The 3,457-nt window shown below is 55.7% G+C and carries 2 rRNA genes; both read right to left on the bottom strand.

Annotated elements, in window-relative coordinates:
- Positions 1-11 precede the first annotated feature (11 nt).
- A 5S ribosomal RNA gene (gene rrf, locus R4P95_RS33310) occupies positions 12-128 on the bottom strand.
- Positions 129-280: 152 nt separating this feature from the next.
- Positions 281-3,415: ribosomal RNA gene (locus R4P95_RS33315) — 23S ribosomal RNA — on the bottom strand.
- Positions 3,416-3,457: the final 42 nt, after the last annotated feature.

Here is a 3,457-nt window from a genome sequence, read left to right on the forward strand (position 1 = left end):
CGGTAACGGATGTTCGGCGGTGTCCTACTCTCCCACACCCTGTCGAGTGCAGTACCATCGGCGCTGGAGGGCTTAGCTTCCGGGTTCGGAATGGGGCCGGGCGTTTCCCCTCCGCTATGGCCGCCGTAACTCTATGAAACTGTCACACACCCTTCATCCCTTGTCCGGTTTCCCCCTGTGGCCACGCACCCGGTGGGGTGCGGAACTTCGGGGGTTCCGTGAAGGGAATCGGGTATCTGTGTGTTGTTTCAGATACTGCACAGTGGACGCGTAGCTTCTTTGTGGTAAGTCCTCGGCCTATTAGTACCAGTCACCTACACCCATTACTGGGCTTCCAGTTCTGGCCTATCAACCCGGTGGTCTGCCGGGGGCCTTACCCCCTCGAGGGGGTGAGAAACCTCATCTTGGAACAGGCTTCCCGCTTAGATGCTTTCAGCGGTTATCCCTTCCGAACGTAGCTAACCAGCGGTGCTCCTGGTGGAACAACTGGCACACCAGAGGTTCGTCCGTCCCGGTCCTCTCGTACTAGGGACAGCCTTCCTCAAGTTTCTAACGCGCGCGGCGGATAGAGACCGAACTGTCTCACGACGTTCTAAACCCAGCTCGCGTGCCGCTTTAATGGGCGAACAGCCCAACCCTTGGGACCTACTCCAGCCCCAGGATGCGACGAGCCGACATCGAGGTGCCAAACCATCCCGTCGATATGGACTCTTGGGGAAGATCAGCCTGTTATCCCCGGGGTACCTTTTATCCGTTGAGCGACACCGCTTCCACTTGCCGGTGCCGGATCACTAGTCCCGACTTTCGTCCCTGCTCGACTTGTCAGTCTCACAGTCAAGCTCCCTTGTGCACTTGCACTCGACACCTGATTGCCAACCAGGCTGAGGGAACCTTTGGGCGCCTCCGTTACATTTTGGGAGGCAACCGCCCCAGTTAAACTACCCACCAGGCACTGTCCCTGAACCAGATCATGGTCCGAGGTTAGAGGTCCAATACGATCAGAGTGGTATTTCAACAACGACTCCACACTCACTGGCGTGAGCGCTTCACAGTCTCCCACCTATCCTACACAAACCGAACCGAACACCAATACCAAGCTGTAGTGAAGGTCCCGGGGTCTTTTCGTCCTGCCGCGCGTAACGAGCATCTTTACTCGTAATGCAATTTCGCCGAGTCTATGGTTGAGACAGCTGAGAAGTCGTTACGCCATTCGTGCAGGTCGGAACTTACCCGACAAGGAATTTCGCTACCTTAGGATGGTTATAGTTACCACCGCCGTTTACTGGGGCTTAAATTCTCAGCTTCGCCACCGAAATGGCTAACCGGTCCTCTTAACCTTCCAGCACCGGGCAGGCGTCAGTCCGTATACATCGTCTTACGACTTCGCACGGACCTGTGTTTTTAGTAAACAGTCGCTTCTCACTGGTCTCTGCGGCCCCACCCAGCTCACACTGCAAGAGTGATCACCAGACGAGGCCCCCCTTCTCCCGAAGTTACGGGGGCATTTTGCCGAGTTCCTTAACCATAGTTATCTCGATCGCCTTAGTATTCTCTACCTGACCACCTGTGTCGGTTTGGGGTACGGGCCGTGTGAAAGCTCGCTAGAGGCTTTTCTCGGCAGCATAGGATCACTGAATTCGCCTCATTCGGCTATGCGTCACCTCTCAGGATATGTGTGACCCGGATTTGCCTAGGTCACTCCCTACAGGCTTACACCAGTATTACCACTGACTGGCTCAGCTACCTTCCTGCGTCACCCCATCGCTTGGCTACTACCAGATCAGGTCCCACGCATCCGCCACCTGCGAACCCGAAGGTTCACACGCGGTTTCAGGGTGGTTAGTATCACTGATTCACCAGGGGCGCGTTCACACGGGTACGGGAATATCAACCCGTTGTCCATCGGCTACGCCTGTCGGCCTCGTCTTAGGTCCCGACTCACCCTGGGCGGATTAACCTGGCCCAGGAACCCTTGGTCATTCGGCGGACGAGTTTCTCACTCGTCTTTCGCTACTCATGCCTGCATTCTCACTCGTGTGGCCTCCACGGCTGGGTCACCCCGCCGCTTCCATGGCCACACGACGCTCCCCTACCCATCCACACCACTGCCCACCCTCCCGCAGGAAAATGGGGGTGCATTGTGTGAATGCCGCAGCTTCGGTGGTGTACTTGAGCCCCGCTACATTGTCGGCGCAGGATCACTTGACCAGTGAGCTATTACGCACTCTTTCAAGGGTGGCTGCTTCTAAGCCAACCTCCTGGTTGTCTTCGCGACCCCACATCCTTTTCCACTTAGTACACGCTTAGGGACCTTAGCTGGCGATCTGGGCTGTTTCCCTCTCGACTACGAACCTTATCGCCCGCAGTCTCACTGCCGCGCTCTCACTCACCGGCATTCGGAGTTTGGCTGATTTCGGTAAGCTTGTGGGCCCCCTAGACCATCCAGTAGCTCTACCTCCGGTGAGAAACACGCGACGCTGCACCTAAATGCATTTCGGGGAGAACCAGCTATCACGGAGTTTGATTGGCCTTTCACCCCTACCCACAACTCATCCCCTCAGTTTTCAACCTAAGTGGGTTCGGTCCTCCACGACGTCTTACCGTCGCTTCAACCTGGCCATGGGTAGATCACTCCGCTTCGGGTCTAGAACATGCCACTATGAACGCCCTATTCGGACTCGCTTTCGCTACGGCTACCCCACACGGGTTAACCTCGCGACATGCCACTAACTCGCAGGCTCATTCTTCAAAAGGCACGCCATCACCCCCAACACCGAAGTGTTCGAAGGCTTTGACGGATTGTAAGCGCACGGTTTCAGGTACTATTTCACTCCCCTCCCGGGGTACTTTTCACCTTTCCCTCACGGTACTAGTCCGCTATCGGTCACCAGGGAGTATTCAGGCTTATCGGGTGGTCCCGACAGATTCACACCAGATTTCACGGGCCCGGTGCTACTTGGGTTTCCATCACGACAGTCACAATGTTTTCGTGTACGGGATTCTCACCCTCTACGACAGGCCGTTCCAGACCACTTCCACTAACACCATGATTTCTTACTGTCGGCCAACACGGCAGCATTGACAAGATGAACCCCACAACCCCACGAATGCAACACCTGCCGGCTATCACACATCCATGGTTTAGCCTCTTCCGCTTTCGCTCGCCACTACTCACGGAATCACTATTGTTTTCTCTTCCTGTGGGTACTGAGATGTTTCACTTCCCCACGTTCCCTCCACACACCCTATATATTCAGATGCGGGTAACACGACATCACTCGTGCTGGGTTTCCCCATTCGGACATCCTCGGATCTCAGCTCGGTTGACAGCTCCCCGAGGCTTATCGCAGCCTCCTACGTCCTTCATCGGCTCCTGGTGCCAAGGCATCCACCGTACGCTCTTCATTACTTACAACAAAGATGCTCGCGTCCACTGTGCAGTTCTCAAACAACACAC

The sequence above is a fragment of the Rhodococcus sp. IEGM 27 genome, assembly GCF_033142305.1.
Lineage (GTDB): Bacteria > Actinomycetota > Actinomycetes > Mycobacteriales > Mycobacteriaceae > Rhodococcus_F > Rhodococcus_F oxybenzonivorans.